Annotated in this window: 14 protein-coding genes; 9 read left to right on the forward strand and 5 right to left on the reverse strand. The window is 74.9% G+C overall.

The annotated features are described in order from the left end of the window. The first annotated feature begins 117 nt into the window (after window positions 1-117). Window positions 118-2205, forward strand: a complete 2088-nt coding sequence (locus H7K62_RS08790; protein WP_370591684.1) for an APC family permease — start codon at window positions 118-120, stop codon at window positions 2203-2205. Further along, window positions 2202-3575: a class I SAM-dependent RNA methyltransferase gene (locus H7K62_RS23275; protein WP_222437313.1), complete on the forward strand. Its 1374-nt coding sequence runs from the start codon at window positions 2202-2204 to the stop codon at window positions 3573-3575. Before H7K62_RS08790 ends, H7K62_RS23275 begins: the two co-directional genes overlap by 4 nt. A 7-nt stretch (window positions 3576-3582) precedes the next feature. Here H7K62_RS23275 and H7K62_RS08800 read toward each other — a convergent pair whose 3' ends face one another. Continuing rightward, window positions 3583-4629, reverse strand: coding sequence for an iron-siderophore ABC transporter substrate-binding protein (locus tag H7K62_RS08800; protein ID WP_370591685.1), 1047 nt, complete (start codon window positions 4627-4629; stop codon window positions 3583-3585). A 126-nt stretch (window positions 4630-4755) separates the two neighbouring features. Here H7K62_RS08800 and H7K62_RS08805 point away from each other — a divergent pair, with 126 nt between their 5' ends. The 4 genes from H7K62_RS08805 to H7K62_RS08820 all read left to right on the forward strand — a co-directional run bounded on the left by H7K62_RS08805 (window position 4756) and on the right by H7K62_RS08820 (window position 10689). After that, entirely contained in the window at window positions 4756-5778 is a 1023-nt protein-coding gene (locus H7K62_RS08805; protein ID WP_186717590.1) for a FecCD family ABC transporter permease, read from the forward strand. Further along, complete coding sequence (locus H7K62_RS08810; RefSeq protein WP_186717591.1) at window positions 5775-6890, forward strand: FecCD family ABC transporter permease; 1116 nt, start codon at window positions 5775-5777, stop codon at window positions 6888-6890. The genes H7K62_RS08805 and H7K62_RS08810 overlap by 4 nt, the downstream gene beginning before the upstream one ends. Beyond that, window positions 6887-7714 (forward strand): ABC transporter ATP-binding protein, encoded by an 828-nt coding sequence (locus tag H7K62_RS08815; RefSeq protein WP_186717592.1) that lies wholly within the window; start codon window positions 6887-6889, stop codon window positions 7712-7714. The genes H7K62_RS08810 and H7K62_RS08815 overlap by 4 nt, the downstream gene beginning before the upstream one ends. 149 nt (window positions 7715-7863) lie before the next feature. Then, complete coding sequence (locus H7K62_RS08820; protein ID WP_186717593.1) at window positions 7864-10689, forward strand: aconitate hydratase; 2826 nt, start codon at window positions 7864-7866, stop codon at window positions 10687-10689. A 241-nt stretch (window positions 10690-10930) separates the two neighbouring features. On the opposite strand, the gene H7K62_RS08825 is transcribed toward H7K62_RS08820, so the two are convergent. The 4 genes from H7K62_RS08825 to H7K62_RS08840 form a co-directional block, all read right to left on the reverse strand. Beyond that, window positions 10931-11830 (reverse strand): carbohydrate ABC transporter permease, encoded by a 900-nt coding sequence (locus H7K62_RS08825; RefSeq protein ID WP_186717594.1) that lies wholly within the window; start codon window positions 11828-11830, stop codon window positions 10931-10933. Beyond that, complete coding sequence (locus H7K62_RS08830) at window positions 11830-12894, reverse strand: carbohydrate ABC transporter permease (RefSeq protein ID WP_222437314.1); 1065 nt, start codon at window positions 12892-12894, stop codon at window positions 11830-11832. Before H7K62_RS08830 ends, H7K62_RS08825 begins: the two co-directional genes overlap by 1 nt. A gap of 3 nt (window positions 12895-12897) precedes the next feature. Then, window positions 12898-14202, reverse strand: a complete 1305-nt coding sequence (locus H7K62_RS08835; protein WP_186717595.1) for a sugar ABC transporter substrate-binding protein — start codon at window positions 14200-14202, stop codon at window positions 12898-12900. 74 nt (window positions 14203-14276) lie between these two features. Next, window positions 14277-15317, reverse strand: a complete 1041-nt coding sequence (locus tag H7K62_RS08840) for a LacI family DNA-binding transcriptional regulator (RefSeq protein WP_186717596.1) — start codon at window positions 15315-15317, stop codon at window positions 14277-14279. Between the two features lie 158 nt (window positions 15318-15475). Here H7K62_RS08840 and H7K62_RS08845 point away from each other — a divergent pair, with 158 nt between their 5' ends. The 3 genes from H7K62_RS08845 to dxs all read left to right on the forward strand — a co-directional run bounded on the left by H7K62_RS08845 (window position 15476) and on the right by dxs (window position 20227). Then, window positions 15476-17656, forward strand: a complete 2181-nt coding sequence (locus H7K62_RS08845) for a glycogen debranching N-terminal domain-containing protein (protein WP_222437315.1) — start codon at window positions 15476-15478, stop codon at window positions 17654-17656. A 69-nt stretch (window positions 17657-17725) separates the two neighbouring features. Beyond that, window positions 17726-18094 carry a hypothetical protein gene (locus tag H7K62_RS08850; protein ID WP_186717597.1) on the forward strand — a complete coding sequence of 123 codons (369 nt, stop codon included), beginning with the start codon at window positions 17726-17728 and terminating at the stop codon, window positions 18092-18094. A 162-nt stretch (window positions 18095-18256) separates the two neighbouring features. Continuing rightward, complete coding sequence (dxs, locus tag H7K62_RS08855) at window positions 18257-20227, forward strand: 1-deoxy-D-xylulose-5-phosphate synthase (RefSeq protein WP_186717598.1); 1971 nt, start codon at window positions 18257-18259, stop codon at window positions 20225-20227. Window positions 20228-20244: the final 17 nt, after the last annotated feature.

The raw sequence follows: 20244 nt of genomic DNA on the forward strand, positions 1-20244 counted from the left end.
ACGGCGACCACGACGACGGGGACGACGAGGACGACGACGGCGACGACGGGGACGTCGGGGCCGTCCGCGGGGTCGGACGCACCCCGGGACCCCCGGTCCGGCCTACCATCGACGCTCGTGCCCATCACGGACGCGGTGAAGCGGCTGCTCGTCGGTCGCCCGGTGCGCAGCGACAAGCTCAGCGAGACGCTGCTGCCCAAGCGCATCGCCCTGCCGGTGTTCGCCTCCGACGCCCTCAGCTCGGTCGCCTACGCCCCCGACGAGATCCTGCTCACCCTCGCCATCGCCGGCACGGGCGCGTACCTGCTGTCGCCGTGGATCGCGCTCGTCGTCGTCCTGGTGCTCGTGGTGGTCGTCTCGTCCTACCGGCAGAACGTGCACGCGTACCCCTCCGGCGGCGGCGACTACGAGGTGGTCACCACCAACCTCGGTCGCACCGGCGGTGTGACGGTGGGGGCGGCGCTGCTGTGCGACTACACGCTCACGGTGGCCGTCTCGGTCTCCTCGGGGGCCCAGTACGCCTCGGCGGCGCTGCCGTTCCTCAACGGGCACGAGGTGCTCATCGCCGTGGCGGTGGTGGTGGTGCTCACCACCCTCAACCTGCGCGGGGTCCGCGAGTCGGGCACCGCCTTCGCCATCCCCACGTACGTCTTCATGGGCGCCATCGGCGTCATGGCGCTCGTCGGCGGACTGCGCTTCGTGCTGGGCGACCTGCCGCCGGCCGAGAGCGCCGGCCTGGGGCTGGTGGCCGAGCCCGGCTACGAGGCCGGCCTGACCGGGCTGGGCGGGGCGCTGCTGCTGGCGCGCGCGTTCTCCTCCGGCTGCGCCGCCCTCACCGGCGTGGAGGCCATCAGCAACGGCGTCCCGGCGTTCCGCAAGCCCAAGAGCCACAACGCCGCCACCACGCTGGCGCTGCTGGGCGGCATCAGCATCGTCATGCTCTTCGCGATCATCCTGCTGGCCCGCGCCACCGGGGTGCAGTTCGCCGAGGACCCGGCCACCCAGCTCATCCGCGACGGCGCGCCGGTGGGCGGCAGCTACGTGCAGGACCCGGTCATCGGGCAGATCGCGCAGTCCGTCTTCGCCGGGTTCCCCCCGGCGTTCTACCTCGTGACCATCGCCACCGGCGTGATCCTCGTGCTCGCGGCCAACACCGCCTTCAACGGGTTCCCGGTGCTGGCCTCGATCCTCGCCCGGGACGGCTTCCTGCCGCGCCAGCTGCACACCCGCGGGGACCGGCTGGCGTTCAGCAACGGGATCATCGCGCTCGCCGGCGTGGCCATCGTGCTGATCGTGTCCTTCGACGCGCAGGTCACCAAGCTCATCCAGCTCTACGTGGTGGGCGTGTTCATCTCCTTCACCATGAGCCAGACCGGCATGGTCAAGCACTGGACCCGCCTGCTGGCCACCGAGACCGACCCCCGCGAGCGCTCGCGGATGGTGCGGTCGCGGATCATCAACGCGGTCGGCGTGGGGATGACCGGGTCGGTGCTGGTGATCGTGCTCATCACCAAGTTCACCCGCGGCGCGTGGATCACGCTGCTGGGGATGGCGGTGCTGTTCGTGCTCATGCGGGCCATCCGCAAGCACTACGACCGGGTGGCGGCCGAGCTGGCCGTCGAGGCCACCCCGGCGGCCAAGCTGCTGCCGTCCAAGGTCCACGCGATCGTGCTGGTCTCCAAGGTGCACCGGCCCACGCTGCGGGCGCTGGCGTACGCCCGGGTGTCCCGGCCGTCGGTGCTGGAGGCGCTGACGGTGGACGTCGAGCCCGAGGACACCGCGGCGCTGCAGCGCCAGTGGAACGCGCTGGACCTGCCGGTGCCGCTGAAGGCGCTGGAGAGCCCCTACCGCGAGATCACGCGCCCGATCGTGCAGTACGTGCGCGACCTGCGCCGGGAGTCGCCACGAGACCTGGTGGTGGTCTACATCCCCGAGTACGTGGTGGGCCACTGGTGGGAGCAGGTGCTGCACAACCAGACGGCGCTGCGGCTCAAGGGGCGCCTGCTGTTCACGCCCGGGGTGGTGGTGGCCAGCGTGCCGTTCCAGCTGAGCTCCTCCGCAGGCGCAGAGGACCGCTGGGACGGCCCCGCGGCCGGCTCGGTGCGCCAGGGGGGTCTGGCCAGGCCGGCGCCCCCGTCAGCGTCGTCGTCCTCCCCGTACTCCCCGTCGTCAGCGTCGTCAGCAGCAGAGGGGCAGTCCCGGTGAGCACCGAGCAGGCACCGTCCGAGGTCTCGCCCGTGGGCCTGGAGGTGGAGGTCGAGGTCGGCGCCGTCGCGCACGGCGGCCACTGCGTGGCCCGCCACGAGGGCCGGGTGCTGTTCGTGCGCCACGCCCTGCCCGGCGAGCGCGTGCTGGCCCGCGTCACCGAGGGCGCCCCTCGCGACAGCTACTGGCGCGCCGACGCCGTGCAGGTCCTGCGGCCCTCCCCGGACCGGGTGGCGCCGCCGTGCCCGTGGGCCGGGCCGGGCCTGTGCGGCGGCTGCGACTGGCAGCACGCCGCGCCGCCCGCGCAGCGCGCCCTCAAGGCCGCGGTGGTCGCCGAGCAGCTGGAGCGCCTCGCCGGCCTCGACGCCGCCGCCCTGGCGGGCGTGGTCGGCGCTCCGGCGGGGTCGGGGCTGGTGGTGGAGGCCGTCGACGGCGACGGGGTGGACGTCGAGGCCGGGCTGCGCTGGCGCACGCGCGTCCAGTACGCGGTGGGCCCGGGCGGGCGCCTCGGCCTGCGCGAGCACCGCTCCCACCGCGTGGTGGAGGTGGACGACTGCCGCATCGCCGCCCCCCGCGCCGCCGAGCTGGACCCGCGCGCGGTGACCTGGCCCGGCGCCGAGGCGGTGGAGGTGGTGGCCCCGCAGCCCGGTGAGGACCGCCTGCTCGTGGTGACCCCGCGCCGCACGGGCGACGGGCAGGGGCGCCGGCTGCGCCTGCCGACCCCGCCCGTGCCGTCGTCCCTGGCGGTGGTGGGGGACGAGGGCCTGGCGCGCGTGCGCGGCCGCACCTGGGTGGCCCAGGAGGTGGAGCTGCCCCGCGGGCCGCGGACGTTCCGGGTGACCGGCTCCGGCTTCTGGCAGGTGCACCCCGGTGCCGCGGCGGCGCTCGCGGGCGCCGTGGTGGCCTTCGCCGCTCTGGAGCCGGGCGACCGGGTGGCCGACCTGTACGCGGGCGCCGGGCTGCTCACCGCGGCGCTGGCCGAGGAGGTCGGCGCCGAGGGCGGCGTCGTCAGCGTGGAGGGCGACGCGCGGGCGGTGGCCGACGCCCGCCGCAACCTGCGCGACCTGCCGCAGGTGCGGGTGCTGCCGGGCCGGGTGGACCGGGCGCTCGCGGCCATGGCCGCCGACGACGAGCACGTGGACGTCGTGGTGCTCGACCCGCCGCGGGTCGGCGCGCGCCGCCCGGTGCTGGAGCGGGTGGCGGCGCTGCGGCCCCGCACGGTGGTCCACGTCGCGTGCGACCCCGCGGCGCTGGCCCGCGACGTGGCGGTGCTGGGGGAGCTGGGGTACCGCCTCGACGCGCTGCGCGCGTTCGACCTGTTCCCGCAGACCCACCACGTGGAGGCCGTCGCGCGCTTCACGCGCGCCTGACGACCCGTCAGGGGGAGACGGTCTCCAGCTGGGGCACCAGCTGCTCCAGGGCGTACTGGGTGGCCAGCGTGGTGCCCAGGGAGAACGCGCTGGCGGTGTCCCCGTCGATGACGAGGGCGTGCTTCGCGGCCACCGCCGGCACGGCGCCCCAGGCGGCGTCCCCGGTGATGTCGCTGGTGGGGATGAAGATCGGGAAGGCGACGACGACGTCGGCGTCCAGCAGGTCCAGCTGCTCGGTGGACACGTCCACGCTGAAGCCGCCGGAGTTGGCCGGCAGCGCGGCGATCTTCGGGTTCTGCTGGAAGCCGAGGGCCTCCATGAACTCCACCCGCCCGCCGAGCGGGTCCGAGCCCTCGGCGCCGGGGGCGGCGACGTAGGCGCCCCAGCCGTTGGAGGTCTTGGTGGCCACCGTGGCGGTGCGGCCCTTCCACTGCGGGTGGGCGGCCGCGGCGGCCTCGAAGCCCTCGCGCAGCCCCTCCAGCAGCTGCTGGCCCTCGGCCTGCTTGCCCAGCGCGGTGGAGACCAGCTCCACCTGCTGGCGGGTGGTGGTGAGGTAGCTGTCCCCGCCGGTGGGCACGCCCACCGTGGTCGCGATCTGGGAGAGGCGCTGGTGCCGGGCGGCGTCGCCGGAGCTCTTGGTGTCGAGGATGAGGTCGGGCTGGAGCGCCGCGATGGCCTCGTAGGACGGCTCGAGCGTGGCGATGATCGTCGGGGCCTTGGTGTACAGGCCCTTGGCCCACGGGCCGACGCCCTCGCCGCCGAAGGCCAGCCAGTCGGAGGCGCCGACGGGCTGCACGCCGAGGGCGAGCGCCGTCTCGGCGTCTCCCCAGCCCAGCGCGACCACGCGCTGCGGGGCGGCCGTGACGGTGACGTCGCCGAACTTGGTCTGCACCGTGGCGGGGAACGCTGAGCCGGCACCGCCCGAGCCGCTGGCCGAGCCGGACGGCGCCGCCGACGAGGTCCCGCCGGAGGCGGTGCCTCCCGAGGAGCACGCGGCCAGCGCCGCGGCGATCGCGGTGGCGGGGACGAGGGCGAGCAGGTCGCGGCGGCGCACGGGGACTCCTGAGCGGTGGCGGGACGGGCGGGGGGCGAGCAGGCTGGGACGGCGCCGGGGACGGCGAGGAGATCTCCCGGCGACCTTCGAGTGAGGCCAGGCTAACCTCACGGATGTGAGGACGGCATGACCAGGGCCCGGCGGCGCCGCGCGGCGCTGCTCGTCATGGCCGCCTGCCTCCTCGTGGCGGTCTGGCTGAGCCTCGCCGTCGGCTCGCGCCCGGTGCCGCCGGCCACCGTCCTGCACGCGCTGTCGTCGGCGCTGGGCGGCGGGGCCGCGCCAGCGGGCACGGACGCGGGCGTCGTCGTCGACCAGCGGCTGCCGCGCACGGTGCTGGGGCTCGCCGCCGGCGCGGCCCTGGGCGTCTCCGGCGCCCTCGTCCAGGCCGTGACGCGCAACCCCCTGGCGGACCCGGGCGTCCTCGGCGTCACCGCCGGTGCCTCCTTCGCCGCGGCCGTGGCGGTGGGCGTGCTGGGGGCCTCGGCCACCGGCGGCGGGGTCTGGGCCGCGCTGCTGGGCGCGCTGCTGGCCTCCGTGCTCGTGCAGCTGGTGGGGGCCTCGACCAGCGGCGGGCGCGGCTCGCCCGTCCAGCTGCTGCTCGCCGGGCTGGCCCTCGGCGCGGTGCTCGCCGGGCTCACCTCGGCCCTGCGCCTGTCCGACCCGCAGGCCTTCTCCGCCCTCGTGGTGTGGGAGAGCGGGAACCTCGCCGACCGCGGCTGGTCCGGGCTCGCGGCGGTGTGGCCGCTGCTGGCCGCCGGGCTGGTGGTGGCCCTGGCGCTGACGCCCGCGCTCAACGCCGTGGCGCTCGGCGACGACCTCGCCCAGGCCCTCGGCGCCCGGGTCTGGCTGGTCCGCGCGGCGTCCGTGGGCGCGGTGGCGCTGCTGGCCGGCGGGGCGACGGCGGCCGCCGGGCCGATCGCCTTCGTGGGGCTCGTGGTGCCGCACGCCGTGCGGTGGGCCGTCGGGCCCGACCAGCGGTGGCTCGTGGCCTGCTGCGCGTTCGCGGCGCCCGTGCTCCTGCTGCTCGCGGACGTCGTGGGGCGCGTCGTGCTGCGTCCGGGGGAGCTGCCCGCCGGCGTGGTCACCGCCGCCCTCGGCGCCCCCGTGCTCATCGCCCTGGTCCGCCGCCAGCGGGTGCCGGCCCCGTGAGCGCGTCGGTGGGGCTGCGGGAGGGCTGGCGCGGCGGGCGGCTGCCGGTGGTCGGCATCCGCCTGCACCGGCGGCCGCTGGTGGTGGGGCTGGCGGTGGCCGCCGCCTGCGCCGCGCTCGCGGTCGTGGCCCTGGGCACGGGGGACTACCCGCTCTCCCCGGCCCAGGTGCTCACCGCCGTGCTCGACCCGGGCGCCGGCTTCGAGCGCACGATCGTGCTGGGGTGGCGGCTGCCGCGGGTGCTCGCGGCGCTGGCCTTCGGCGCTGCGCTGGGGGCCTCCGGGGCGGTCTTCCAGTCCCTCACCCGCAACCCCCTCGGCTCGCCCGACGTCATCGGCTTCTCCACCGGCGCCTACACCGGCGCGCTGCTGTCGCTGACCGTGCTCGGCGGCGGCGCCGGCGCAGCCTTCTCCGCCACCACCGGGTCGGCCACCGGGTCCACCGGCGGCGGGGTCTCCACCACCGCGGGCGCGCTGGTGGGCGGCATGCTCACCGCCGCCGCCGTCTACGCCCTGGCGCGCGTGCGCGGGACGGTGCAGGGCTACCGGCTCGTCGTCGTCGGGATCGCCGCCACGGCGGTGCTGCACTCCGCCAACACCTACCTGCTGCTGCGCGCCCAGACCGAGGTGGCCATGGCCGGGGCGGTCTGGGGCGCCGGCTCCCTGTCGCTGGTCGGCTGGCAGGACCTGCGGTGGGCGCTGGCGGCGCTGGCCCTCCTGGCGCCGCTGCTCGCACTGCTCGCGGCGGCGCTGCGCCAGCTGGAGCTCGGTGACGACACCGCCAGCGCCCACGGCGTGCCCGTGGAGCGGGCCCGGCTGGCGCTCGTCGTCGTCGGCGTCGCCCTGGTCTCCGTGGTGACCGCCGCTTCCGGGCCGATCGCCTTCGTGGCGCTCGCCGCGCCGCAGGTGGCCCGTCTGGCGATGCGCGGGCCGGGGCTGCCGCTGCTCGGGTCCGCGCTGGTGGGGGCCCTGCTGCTGCTCTCGGCCGACCAGGCGGCGCAGCGGTTCGCCTCCGGGGTGCCGGTGGGCGTGGTGACCGTGGTGGGCGGCGGGGTGTACCTGCTGGCGCTGCTGCTGGTCCGCAGCCGGAGGCCGGGGAGGGCGGCGGCGTGAGCGAGCAGACCGGTCGGGCGGCGTCGAGGCTGCCGAGGCTCGAGGCGCAGCACCTGCGCCTGGGGTACGAGGGGCGCGCCGTCGCCGACGACCTCTCCCTCGCGGTCCCCGACGGGTCCTTCACCGCCGTCGTCGGGCCCAACGCCTGCGGCAAGTCGACCCTGCTGCGGGCCTTCTCCCGGCTGCTGCGCCCGCAGGGCGGGACCGTGCTGCTCGACGGGCAGACCCTCGCCTCCTACCGGCCCAAGGAGGCGGCGCGGCGGATCGGGCTGCTGCCGCAGTCGGCCAGCGCGCCCGAGGGCATCACCGCGGGCGACCTCGTGGCCCGCGGCCGCTACCCCCACCAGGGGCTGGTGCGGCAGTGGTCGGCGGCGGACGAGGTGGCCGTGGCCGAGGCGATGGTCGCCACCGGGGTGGACGAGCTGCGCGACCGGCTGGTGGAGGAGCTGTCCGGTGGCCAGCGCCAGCGGGTGTGGGTGGCCGTGGCGCTGGCGCAGCAGACCCCGCTGCTCCTGCTCGACGAGCCGACCACCTTCCTGGACATCGCCCACCAGGTGGAGCTGATGGACCTGTTCGCCGACCTCCACGAGGCGGGGACGACGGTGGTGGCCGTCCTGCACGACCTCGGGCACGCGGCCCGCTACGCCACGCACCTCGTGGTCATGGCCGACGGCGCTGTGGTGGCCGCCGGGCCTCCGGCCGAGGTGCTCACGGCAGAGCTGGTCGAGCGCGTCTACGGCCTCGCCTGCGTCGTCGTCCCCGACCCGGTCACGGGGACGCCGCTGGTCGTGCCCCGCGGGCGGCAGGAGCGCCGACCCCGCTGAGACCCGCTCCCGCGGCGGGAGGCCGTGGGCCCGACGAGGTATCTTGAGCTCAAGGTACTTCAGTCAGCCGTGCCCGATGACGAACGCACACCGGGCGTGGGCGAGGATGGTCTGCGGTCAGCGGAGATCGGTCGAGCGGGAGGACGGGCATGAGCTCGGGAAGCACCAAGAGCACCAGCGTCGACAGCTTCGGGGCGAGGGGCGAGCTGCGGGTCGGCTCCAAGAGCTACGAGCTCTACCGCCTCTCCGCGGTCGAGGGCGCCGCTGACCTGCCCTTCAGCCTCAAGGTGCTGCTGGAGAACCTCCTGCGCACCGAGGACGGCGCCAACACCACCGCGGACCACGTCCGCGCGCTCGCCGGCTGGGACCCCTCGGCCGAGCCGGACACCGAGATCCAGTTCACCCCCGCGCGCGTGGTGATGCAGGACTTCACCGGCGTGCCCTGCATCGTCGACCTCGCCACCATGCGCGAGGCCGTCGCCGAGCTCGGCGGTGACCCGTCCAAGGTCAACCCGCTGGCCCCGGCCGAGCTGGTCATCGACCACTCCGTCATCGTCGACGTGTTCGGCCGCCAGGACGCCTTCGAGCGCAACGTCGAGATCGAGTACGAGCGCAACGGTGAGCGCTACCAGTTCCTGCGCTGGGGCCAGGGCGCCTTCGACGACTTCAAGGTGGTCCCGCCGGGCACCGGCATCGTCCACCAGGTCAACATCGAGCACCTGGCGCGCGTGGTCTACGACCGCGGCGGGGTCGTCTACCCCGACACCTGCGTCGGCACGGACTCCCACACGACCATGGTCAACGGCCTGGGCGTGCTCGGCTGGGGCGTCGGCGGCATCGAGGCCGAGGCCGCGATGCTCGGCCAGCCCGTCAGCATGCTGATCCCGCGCGTCGTGGGCTTCAAGCTCACCGGCGAGATCCCCGCCGGCGCCACCGCCACCGACGTCGTCCTCACCATCACCGAGCAGCTGCGCAAGCACGGCGTGGTCGGCAAGTTCGTGGAGTTCTACGGCGAGGGCGTCTCCGCCGTGCCGCTGGCCAACCGCGCCACCATCGGCAACATGAGCCCGGAGTTCGGCTCCACCTGCGCGATCTTCCCGGTCGACGACATCACGCTCGACTACCTGCGCCTCACCGGCCGCTCCGACGAGCAGGTCGCCCTGGTCGAGGCGTACGCCAAGGAGCAGGGCCTCTGGCACGACCCGTCCTCCGAGCCGCGCTTCTCCGAGCGCCTCGAGCTGGACCTGTCCACGGTGGTGCCGTCCATCGCGGGCCCGAAGCGCCCGCAGGACCGCATCGAGCTGTCCGCGTCCAAGGCCTCGTTCCGCAAGACGCTGCCGACGTACGTGGGTGCCGACGGGCAGGACTCCGGCACCTCCCAGGACGAGGCGCTCGAGGAGACCTTCCCGGCCTCCGACGCGCCGTCGGCCTCCGGCGGCAACGGCTCCGCGCCGGTGCACTCCGGCGGGGACCTGCCCACCCCGGCGGGCCGCCCGTCCAAGAAGGTGCCGGTGACGGTGGCCGGCGGGGAGTCCTTCGACCTCGACCACGGCCACGTGGTGATCGCCGCGATCACCTCGTGCACCAACACGTCCAACCCGTTCGTCATGGTCGGCGCGGGCCTGCTGGCCCGCAACGCCGTGGAGAAGGGCCTGTCGGTCCGCCCCTGGGTGAAGACCTCCATGGCGCCCGGCTCCAAGGTCGTCACCGACTACTACGAGCGCGCCGGCCTGGTGCCCTACCTCGAGAAGCTCGGCTACCACCTGGTGGGCTACGGCTGCACCACCTGCATCGGCAACTCCGGCCCGCTGCCGGAGGAGATCTCCGCCGGGGTGCAGGAGGGCGGCCTCGCCGTCGCCGCGGTGCTGTCCGGCAACCGCAACTTCGAGGGCCGCATCAACCCCGACGTCCAGCTGAACTACCTGGCGTCCCCGCCGCTGGTCATCGCCTACGCCCTCGCCGGCACGATGGACTGGGACCCGGAGACCGACCCGATCGGCACCGGCTCGGACGGCCAGCAGGTCTTCCTCAAGGACATCTGGCCGTCCGCGGCCGAGGTGGCCGAGGTGGTGGGCACCTCCATCACCCAGGAGATGTTCGCCAAGGACTACGCCGACGTCTTCGCCGGTGACGAGCGCTGGCAGTCGCTGCCCACGCCCGACGGCGACGTCTTCAGCTGGGACGGCGAGTCGACCTACGTGCGCAAGCCCCCGTACTTCGAGGGCATGCAGTCGCAGCCGTCGCCGGTCTCGGACATCTCCGGGGCGCGGGTGCTGGCCAAGCTGGGCGACTCGGTCACCACCGACCACATCAGCCCGGCCGGCTCCATCAAGGCCGACAGCCCCGCGGGGCGCTACCTCGCCGAGCACGGCGTCGAGCGCAAGGACTTCAACTCCTACGGCTCGCGCCGCGGCAACCACGAGGTGATGATCCGCGGCACGTTCGCGAACATCCGGCTGCGCAACCAGCTCCTTGACGACGTCGCCGGTGGCTTCACCCGCGACTTCACGGTCGAGGGCGGCCCGCAGGAGACCATCTACGACGCCGCGCAGCACTACGCCGCGCAGGGCACCCCGCTGGTGGTGCTCGGCGGCAAGGAGTACGGCTCGGGCTCCTCGCGCGACTGGGCCGCCAAGGGCACCACGCTGCTGGGCGTCAAGGCCGTCATCACCGAGAGCTTCGAGCGCATCCACCGCTCGAACCTCATCGGGATGGGCGTGCTGCCGCTGCAGTTCCCCGAGGGGCAGTCGGCCGACTCCCTGGGCCTGGACGGAACGGAGACCTTCGACATCGCCGGGGTCACCGAGCTCAACTCCGGCACCACGCCGCGCACCCTGAAGGTCACGGCGACCAAGCAGGACGGCACGGTGACCGAGTTCGACGCGCGCCTGCGCATCGACACCCCCGGTGAGGCCGACTACTACCGCAACGGCGGCATCCTGCAGTACGTGCTGCGGAGCCTGCTGAGCGCCTGACCAGCAGCGCTGGTCCGACGAGGCCGGTCCGGCGCCCCTCACGGGGCGCTCGGGCCGGCCTCGTCGCCGTCTGCCACCTCGTCCAGCCCCCTTTCCATGACGATCAAGGAAGTCGTGCACGACTCGGCGGGTGCAGCTTCCTTGATCGTCGCGGAAGGGAGGGGGCGGGGGACGACGACGAGGGGGCCCGTCCGGCAGCTGCCGGACGGGCCCCCTCGCGCGCGTGGGAAGGAGCGGGGGACTACTCCTTCACGGCGCCCTCGGCCGTGGACATGATCTTCTTCTGGAACACGAAGAAGAGCACCGCGACCGGGATCGTCATGAGCAGGGCCGCCGCCAGCTTCAGCGGGTACTGGTTGGCCTGCCCCAGCCCACCCGACGCGAGCTGCGCGACGAGCTTGGTCAGCGTGACGAGCTCGGGGGCGTTGGAGGCCACGACGAAGTGGCTCAGCTCGTTCCACGACGCCTGGAAGCTGAGGATCGTGATGGTGATGACCGCCGGGCGCGCCATCGGCAGCACCACCGACCAGAACGTGCGGAACGCGCCCGCGCCGTCCAGCTTGGCCGCCTCCTCCACGCTCGTGGGCAGCGAGGCGAAGAAGTTCCGCATGATGAAGACGCCGGCGGCGTCCGCGACGAGCGGGATGATCAGCGCCGTGTAGGAGTTGTAGATCCCCAGCGTGTTGAGCACGAGGAACTTGGGGATCAGCAGCACCACGGGCGGCACCGCGATGACCGCGAGGAACAGCCCCATGACCAGCGAAGACCCGCGGAAGCGCAGGCGCGCGAGGGCGTAGCCGGCCAGCGAGCTGCAGAACACGCGTCCCGCTGTCACGCACACCGCGACCACCACGCTGTTGGTGGCCGCCAGGGCGAACGGCTGCCCCGTGAAGAGCTGCGCGTACGCGCTGAGGGTCGGGGGGAAGGGCAGCAGGTCGAGCGGGTCGGCCGTGGCCGCGGCGTCCGTCTTGAAGCTGTTGGCCAGCTGCACGAGGAACGGCAGCACGTACACCAGCGCCAGCACCGTCAAGACGGTGTACGAGGTCGCCGTCGTCCACCGTAACCGCCGGCGCGGGCGCCGCGCCGGCTGCGGAGCGGGTGCGGGCGCCTCCGGGCGCTCGACGGTCGTCGTCGTCCCCATCACCGCTCCTTCAGCACGGCGCGCTGCACGAGCGTCAGCACGACGATGATCGCGAAGAGGATGAACGCGATCGCCGCGCCCTGTCCCCACTGGCCGTTGACGAACGAGGTCGTGTAGCTGAGGTAGGCCGGCGTGATGGTGGTCTTGGCCGGACCGCCCTGCGTGCCGGTGTAGATCTGGTCGAAGACCTGCCACGTGCCCACCAGTCCGAGGGTGAGGACGGTGAACAGGGTCGGCCGGAGCATCGGCACGGTGACGTAGACGAACCGCTGCCAGGCGTTGGCGCCGTCCATGGTGGCCGCCTCGGAGACCTCGCCCGCGATGTTCTGCAGCGCCGCCAGGAACAGCAGCATGAACGTCCCCGACGTCGTGAAGATCGCCAGGAGGATCAGGGCCGTCATGGCGACGCTCGGGCCGGCCAGCCAGTCCCACCACGAGATGCCCAGCAGGCCGTGGTCGGCCAGGAGCCCCGGGGCGGAGTCGATCCCGACCACCCCCAGCAGGAGGTGGAGGACGCCGTCGGGGTCGGCGAACCAGTTGGGCCCGTTGATGCCCAGCCACGACAGCACCTGGTTCACCGCGCCCGAGGCGCTGAACAGGAACAGGAACACCACGGTGATGGCCACCGAGCTGGTGACGGACGGGAAGTAGAACGCGGTGCGGAAGAACCCGCGGCCCCGCAGCAGCCGGTTGTTCACCGCGCTGGCCAGCAGCAGCGCCACCACCGTCTGGGTGGGGACCACGAGCAGGACGTACCAGAAGTTGTTCCGCAGCGCGGTGCCGAGGTCCTGCGTGGGCAGGCCGCCGCCGGCGAGCAGGTCCGTGTAGTTGTCCAGGCCGACGACGGGGACGCCGGCCTCGAAGGGGCTGCCGCGCCCGCGCCAGTCGGTGATGGACACCCACAGCGCCATGACGACGGGCAGGGCGATGAACAGGAGCACGAGCACGAGCGCCGGGGCCGTGAACAGCCACCCCGCCCCGGCCTCGCGGCGGCGCGCCAGTCCGGGGCGCCGCCGCGAGGGGGTCGGTGTGGTGGCCGCGCTCTGCGTGGTGAGGGCGGCCACGGGTCAGCTCCCCGAGCTCTTGAGGGCGGCCTCGAGGTTGGTCTGGGTGCGCTGCAGGATGGCCTTCGGGTCACCCGTGCCCAGGCCCTCGAGCTGGGAGTTCAGGTCGGTGATGACGTCGGAGACGCCCTCCTGGTTCGGCACCGCGGTGGCGTAGGACGCGCCCGCGAGGAAGGCCGCCTGCGCCGGGAACTCCTGCTGGAACGGCTGCGCCGCGCTCTGCAGCGAGGGCATGACGCCGAACGACTTGGCGAACGACAGCTGCTGGTCGGAGGAGGTGAGGTCCTCGACGAGCTTGACCGCGGCCTCCTTGTTCTTGGAGTCGGCGGCCACGCCCCAGCAGTTGGTGAAGGTCAGCGTGCCCTTGCCGGCCGGGCCGGCGGGCAGCTCGACCACCTTGTACTTGACGTTCGGGTAGTCGCTGGCCATGGACCCGACGAGCCAGTTGCCCTCGATGGTCATGGCGGCCTTGCCCGTGCCGAACGCCTCCCCGCCCCAGCCGGCGCCGAGGTCCTTGGCGAACTTGAAGGAGCCGTCGGACTCCAGCGACTGCACGTACTGCAGCGCCTCGACGTTCTGCTGGCTGTCGGCGACGGCCTTGCCGTCCTTGACCAGGCCGCCGCCGGCCTCGGCCATGAAGGCCCCGAGCCGGGAGTACTCCGCCGACGTCGACAGGCCGACGACCCCGTTGCCGGTGAGCTTCTGCGACACCGTCTTCAGCTGGTCCCAGGTGGTGGGGATGTCGGCGTCGGTGAGGCCGGCCTTCGACCACAGGTCGGTGTTGATGACCAGCGCGAGGGTGGAGAAGTCCTTCGGGGCGCAGTAGAGCTTCCCGTCGCGGGTGAAGGCCTGCTTGAGCACCGGGTAGAAGTCGCCGGCGTTGCTCAGCTGGTCCCCGTAGGGCTCCAGGGCGCCGCTGGCGGCGTAGGAGTTGAACAGGTCCGAGGAGACGTAGAAGACGTCCGGCGGGGTCTTGGCCGCGAAGCCCTGGCTGAGCTCCTGCGCGAGGTCGGAGGCCGCGGAGACGCGCGCCGGCGTGCCCGACTCCTTGCTCCACGCGGCCACGGCGTCGGTCACCGCGGTGGTCTCGGCCTGGCCGGAGGAGCCGATGAGCACCTGCAGCTGGCCGCCGCCGCTGCTCGCGCCGCCGGAGGAGCCCTGCGAGCCGGTGTCGCTGAAGCCGCTGCCGCCGCAGGCGGACAGCACCAGGACGCCGGCGGCGAGCACCGCGGCGCTCGCGAGCGACCGGCGGGCGCGCCGACCGGAGCGCTCGGAGCGGGAGGGGCCGGTGGGCGTGCTGTGGGACATGGGTTCTCCTTCGTCGTCTTCTTCGGCGTCGCTCGGGGAGTGCGGTCGGTGCGGGGGGAGTGCGGTCGGTGCGGTCAGGGGGCGCTGCGCAGCACCAGGCGGGGTGCGAGCAGGTGCTGGCGCGGGGGAGGCGGTCCCTCGGGGCCGGCCTCCACCTGGGCCAGGAGCAGGTCGACGGCGAGGGTGGCGGCCTCTCCGAGCGGCTGCGCCACGCTGGAGACGCCGATCGCGTCGGCCACCGGGGTGTCGTCGAAGCCGACCACCTCCAGGGAGCGGCCGAGCCTGGTGGCCGCTCCCCGGGCGCCCAGGGCGAGGGAGTCGCTGGCGCACACCAGGGCGGTCGGCGCCGGCGCGGAGGCGCTGGTCAGGGCGTCCGTGACCGCGGCGAAGGCGGCCGCGGTGGAGTCCGGGACCTGCAGCTCCAGGGCGCCGGCGGGGGAGCCTCCCGCCTCGGCGAGGGCCCGCGCCCAGCCGCGGCGACGGTCCTCGCCGGTGCCGGAGCCGTCCGGCCAGCCGAGGTAGGCCGGCGCGGTGTGGCCGGCGGCGATGAGGTGCTCGGTGGCCGCCCGGGTGCCGGCGGCGCCGTCGACGTCCACCCAGCAGTGGTCGGTGGGGACCGGCTGCCCGGACCCCGGCGCGGGCCAGGGCCGACCGAAGGTGGCGAACGGCACGCCGCGCTCGAGCAGCCAGGCGGTCCGGGCGTCGCCGTGGTGGGTGCTGGTGAGCACGAACCCGTCGATCTGGCCGCTGGAGAGCAGCTCGTCGTAGCGGGCGACCTCGCCGGCGTCGTCGTCGGCGGTGAACAGCACCACCCGGTACCCGCGGCCCTGGGCCTCGTCGACGAGGGCGTGGAGGAACCTGTCGAGCACCGAGCCGCTGATGCCGCCGCCCCAGTGCTCCAGGCGCAGGCCCAGGGTGCGGGAGCGGTTGGTGCGCAGCTGCCGCGCCGCGAGCGAGGGGCGGTAGCCGAGCTCCCCGACCGCCGCGAGGACGCGTTCGAGCGTCTCCGGCGCGACCCTGCCGGGGGCGTGGAGGGCGTTGCTGACGGTCTGGCGGGAGACCCCCGCGGCGCGCGCCACGCTGACGAGCGTCACGCGGTCGTCTGCGCTGGTCACGGGCCACCTCCTGGCTGCGTCAACAGGCGTCGGCGCCGCAGCGAGGGCGCCTTCGCCGTTCCGTTTGAACGTTCAAACCGGTCGTGAGTACTGTCGTGTCGACCTCCGGGGATGTCAACTCGAAGATCCCCCACCCGCCTGCTCGAAGGAGTCCGACGGTGAGCTCCGGCCCCTCCCACCTGCTCGAGGCGAAGCCCGCCGCGACCGCCCCCGCCCCCGCGCCGACCCCCTCCACCGAGCGCCTGTTGCAGCCGTGGCTGCACGACCTCGTGGCCGCGCTGGCGCCGCCGGTGCAGCTGTGGTGCGGCCCCGGCGGCGCCGTCGGCGCTGTCGGCGATCTCGGGACCTCGGACGGGACCCAGGGCCTGTGGTGCGGGGACGTGCGGGTGCTGTCCGCGCTGGTGGCGACCGTCGGCGGGGCCGCGCCGACGTCCGTGCTGGCCGCCCCGGACGGCGCGGACGGCCAGCTGGTGGTCTCCGTGGCCCGCCACCTCGGTGACGACGCCCCCGACCCCACCGTGCGCCTGGAGCAGCGCCGCCGGGTCACCCCCGACGGCCTCGCCGAGGAGCTGGTGCTGGTCAGCTCCGCCCGCACCCCCGTGAGCACCGAGGTGACGGTCCACCTCGCCGCGGACCTCGTGGCGATGGACGTGGTCAAGGGCGGGCGCTCGGCGCCCGCGGTGGCCCCCCGGGCCGACGACGACGGCGGGCTGTCCTGGCAGCGCGACGGCGTGAGCGCGCGCGTGGTCGCCCCCGGCGCCGTCGTCGTCGTCCGCGGAGCCCTGGCCGCGCTGACCTGGCGCGTGGACCTGGCGCCGGGACAGCGGTGGAGCGCCGCCTGGCGGGTCGAGGCGCGCGACGAGGGCGCCGTGGTGGGGCCCGCCCCCCGTGCCGGCTGGGCCGACCAGCTGGCCGTGAGCAGCGGCGACCAGCGCCTGGCGCGGTGGGTCGCCCGGTCCCTGGAGGACCTCGAGGCCCTGCGCATGCGGACCACCGGCGGTGCCGCCGGCCCGATGGGGGACGACGTCTTCCTGGCCGCGGGCGCCCCCTGGTACTTCACGCTCTTCGGGCGCGACTCCCTCTGGGCGGCGCGGATGCTGCTGCCGCTGGGCACCGACCTGGCCGCCTCCACGCTGCGCGTGCTCGCGGCGCGGCAGGGGGTCCGGGACGACGCCGAGACCGGCGAGGAGCCCGGGAAGATCCTCCACGAGGTGCGCCGGGCCGCCAGCGAGGCCGAGCAGGCCGGTGGCACCGCGTTCCTGCCGCCGGTCTACTACGGCACCGTCGACGCCACCGCGCTGTGGGTGTGCCTGCTGCACGACGCCTGGCGCTGGGGCCTGCCCGCCGCCGACGTCGAGCCGCTGCTGGGCCACCTGGAGCGGGCGCTGGAGTGGATGGCGCGCGCCGCGGACCGCGGCGACGGCTTCCTGCGCTACGCGGGCGCGGGGGCGGGCACCGGGCTCGCCAACCAGGGCTGGAAGGACTCCGGCGACGCCGTGCAGTGGTCCGACGGCCGCCTGGCGGCGGGACCGATAGCGCTGTGCGAGGTGCAGGGGTACGCCCACGAGGCGGCGCTCGGCGCTGCCGCGCTGCTCGACGCCTTCCGGCGCAGCGGCGGGGACCGCTGGCGCGCGTGGGCCGCCGACCTGGCCACCCGGTTCCGGGAGCGGTTCTGGGTGGAGGGGGAGCTGGGCCGCCACGTGGCCATCGCGCTGGACGCCACCGGTGCGCCGGTCGACTCCGTCACGTCCAACCCCGGGCACCTGCTGGGCACCGGCCTGCTGAGCGCCGCCGAGTCGGCGCTGGTCGCGCGCCGGCTGGTGCAGCCCGACCTGGCCGAGGGCCGTGGCCTGCGGACGATGAGCTCGCTGATGGCCGGGTACTCCCCGCTGAGCTACCACGGCGGCTCGGTGTGGACCCACGACACCGCGATCGCCATCACCGGCGCTGCCCGCGACGGGCACGCCGAGGCGGTGTCGGTGCTGTCCACGGGCCTGCTCGAGGCCGCCGAGGCGTTCGGCTACCGGGTGCCCGAGCTGCACGGCGGCGAGGCGCGCTCCGGTCCCGGCGGCGTGCCCGCGCCGGTGCCGTACCCCGCCTCGTGCCGGCCGCAGGCGTGGTCGGCGGCGTCCGCCGTGGCCGTGCTGGCGGCGGTGCTGGGCGTGCGGCCCGACGTGCCCGGCGGCCACCTGGCGGTCGCGCCCGTGCCGGGCTCGCCCTTCGGGGCGCTCCAGGTGGCGGGCCTGCGGGTGGCGGGGTCTCCGCTGCGCGTCGCTGTGGACGGCGGCTCGGTGAGCCTCTCCGGTGAGGGCGCCGAGGGACTGGCCGTCTCCGCCTGACGGGGTGCCTGACGGGGTGTCGGTGGGCGCTGGTGCACTGCTCCCCGTGATCGAGCCCGTGATGCACCCGTGAGCGCGCACGTGCCCCCCGGCTGGCCGCGCGAGGTCCACCCGCCGGACACCGACGGGTTCGTCCGCACCGCCAGCGCCTGGCTGCTGGACCTCTGCCCGCCCGACTACCGCGCGCACGACGTGCTGGTCCGCCACCCGCTCGTGCTGGCGGTGCTGGCGGGCCACCACGTCGCGGCGCAGGCCCAGGGCCAGCGGCGGGCCGTGGCCACGCTGCGCACCGACCTCGCCGGCGCCGTGGGCGTCGACGTGGTGGAGCGGGCCCTGGACGCCCTCGACTCCGAGCAGGCCCGCCTGGCCGCCGCCTCCCGAGGCGTCGCCCTCGTGGCGGAGGCGCTGCGCGGGGTGCGGCGCCCGCCCCGGCTGTGAGGCCCCCCACCGGGTGACGTCCGGCACACCGGTCCGGCAGGTGTGCAGGTGGTGTGCGGGACCTGGCGCGCTCGGCGGGTGCGATCAGCGCCGCTGCCTAGACTCGGCTCTCGCACCGCCCCGCACCCCGCGCGGCGGCGCAGCACGAGGGGAGGGCAGCCGGTGGGCCTGCTGCCGCAGATCACGAGTCCGCGCGACCTGCGCCGCCTGTCCGTCGCCGAGGTGCGCGAGCTGGCGGACGAGGTCCGGACCTTCCTCGTGCGCGAGGTCAGCCGCACCGGGGGGCACCTCGGGCCCAACCTCGGCGTGGTCGAGCTGACGCTGGCGATCCACCGCACGTTCGACTCCCCGCGCGACGCCGTCGTCTTCGACACCGGCCACCAGTCGTACGTCCACAAGCTGCTCACCGGCCGCCAGGACTTCTCCGGCCTGCGCAAGCGCGGCGGCCTGGCGGGCTACCCGAGCCGGGAGGAGTCCGCCCACGACGTCGTGGAGAACTCCCACGCCTCCACCTCGCTGAGCTGGGCGCACGGGATCGCGCAGGGCTTCGCCCTGCAGGGCCAGGCCGACCGGCACGTCGTCGCCGTCATCGGCGACGGCGCGCTCACCGGCGGCATGGCGTGGGAGGCGCTGAACAACATCGCCGCGGACGCCGACCGCCGCCTGGTGGTCGTCGTCAACGACAACGGCCGCTCCTACGCGCCGACCATCGGCGGCATGGCCCACCACCTCGCCACCCTGCGCACCACGCGCGGCTACGAGCGCTTCCTCGAGTGGGGCAAGGCCACCCTCGCCCGCGGCGGGGCGCCGGGCCGGATGGCCTACGACACCCTCCACGGGATGAAGAAGGGCCTCAAGGACTTCGTGGCCCCGCAGGGCCTCTTCGAGGACCTCGGCATGAAGTACATCGGCCCGGTCGACGGGCACGACGTCGAGGCGCTCGAGCACGCGCTCGGCCGGGCCAAGGCCTTCGGCGGCCCGGTGATCGTGCACGCCATGACCCGCAAGGGCAACGGCTTCTCCGCCGCGGAGACCGACGAGGCCGACAGGTTCCACGCCGTCGGCGTCATCGACCCCGACACCGGCCAGTCCCTGGCGCCCGCCGGCGCGGCACCGACCTGGACCAAGGTCTTCGCCGAGGAGATGGTCGAGGTCGGCCGCCGCCGCGCCGACGTCGTCGGCATCACCGCCGCGATGCTCATCCCGGTGGGCCTGCACCGCTTCGCCGCCGAGCACCCCGACCGCGTCATCGACGTGGGCATCGCCGAGCAGCACGCCACCACGGCCGCCGCCGGTCTGGCGTACACGGGCCTGCACCCGGTGGTGGCGGTCTACTCGACCTTCCTCAACCGCGCCTTCGACCAGGTGCTGCTCGACGTCGCCCTCCACCGCGCGGGCGTGACGTTCGTGCTGGACCGCGCCGGCATCACCGGGGACGACGGCCCCAGCCACCACGGCATCTGGGACATGAGCCTGCTCGCCGTGGTGCCGGGACTGCGCCTGGCGGCCCCGCGCGACGCCGCGACGCTGCGCGAGGAGCTCGCCGAGGCGCTCGACGTCGACGACGCCCCCACGGTGCTGCGGTTCTCCAAGGGAGCCGCCCCCGAGTCCGTCCCGGCGCTGGAGCGCGTGGGCGGCGCCCACGGCGTGGACGTGCTGGCCCGCACGGGCTCCAGCGGCACCGGCTCCGACGGGGAGCCCGCCCAGCGCGACGTGCTGGTGGTCGCGGTCGGCGCGTTCGCCCCGCTGGCCCTGGAGGTGGCGGAGCGGCTCGCCGCGCACGGCATCAGCGCGACCGTCGTCGACCCGCGCTGGGTGCTGCCCGTGCACGAGGCCGTCGTCGACCTGGCCCGCGGCCACCGCCTCGTGCTCACCGTCGAGGACGGGGTGCGCACCGGCGGCGTCGGCGCCTGCACCACGCAGGCCCTGGCCGACGCCGGCGTGGAGGTCCCGGTGAGCGTCGTCGGGGTGCCCGTGCGGTTCTGGGAGCACGGCAGCCGCGCCCAGGTGCTGGCCGCCGCGGGCCTCACCGCCCAGGACATCGCCCGCGGGGTGGCCGAGCGGGTGGCCGGGCTGCCCCCGGCCGAGCCGGCGGGCGAGCGGCCCGGCGCGCCCTTGGCCGAGCGGAGCTGACCCGCGCCACCCTGTCG

The organism is Quadrisphaera sp. RL12-1S (assembly GCF_014270065.1).
Taxonomy (GTDB): domain Bacteria; phylum Actinomycetota; class Actinomycetes; order Actinomycetales; family Quadrisphaeraceae; genus Quadrisphaera.